We start from the raw sequence: 535 nt of genomic DNA, 5'->3' as shown, positions 1-535 counted from the left end.
GCCGTCTAATCTGTCTCCTCATTTCTGATTCTTTCTGTGATTAGATCACTAATTGGATTATAGTCTCCTCGCTGGATTTTGTCAAGTATTTATCTGAATTTTTCTACTATCATCAAATATTTTATCCCGCATTAAAGACCTGTCTTTATTTTGAAAAAAGACGAAGACTCTCTATTTTTCTTGTTAGATACGCCTTGTAAATTTTTTCTTGCCAAAAGTCAGAAAATGGTATAATCTATGGTTAGATAGTTTTAACAAAGGAGACCAGTTATGGATTCTATAGTAAACCGTGTTTACGATGATCTAAGACGCCGCATTCTGCAGAATGAGTTTGGACCAAACGGTGTTTTAGTAGAACAGGATATTGCCGAGGAATACAAAGTTAGCCGCGGCAGTGCCCGCGAAGCCATGCAAAAGCTTTGCGAAGCCAAATTTTTGATCAAAAGGCCTAGAAAAGGCTATTTTATTTACAATTTTTCTACCAGGGAAATGCAGGAAATTATACATACTCGTTACTTCCTGGAAGTAGGTGTTG

1 protein-coding gene is annotated in these 535 nt (G+C 36.8%); it reads left to right on the top strand.

Going from position 1 to position 535, the window contains the following annotated elements:
• Positions 1 to 270: 270 nt before the first annotated feature.
• A partial coding sequence (locus D1841_RS18465; RefSeq protein ID WP_166554413.1) for a GntR family transcriptional regulator occupies positions 271 to 535 on the top strand: 265 nt, incomplete at its 3' end.

It is taken from the genome of Neglectibacter sp. X4 (assembly GCF_009917365.1).
Taxonomy (GTDB): Bacteria; Bacillota; Clostridia; order Oscillospirales; family Acutalibacteraceae; genus Acutalibacter.
Note: the sequence above shows the minus strand (reverse complement) of the source record. Positions and strands in the feature narration are given on the sequence as shown.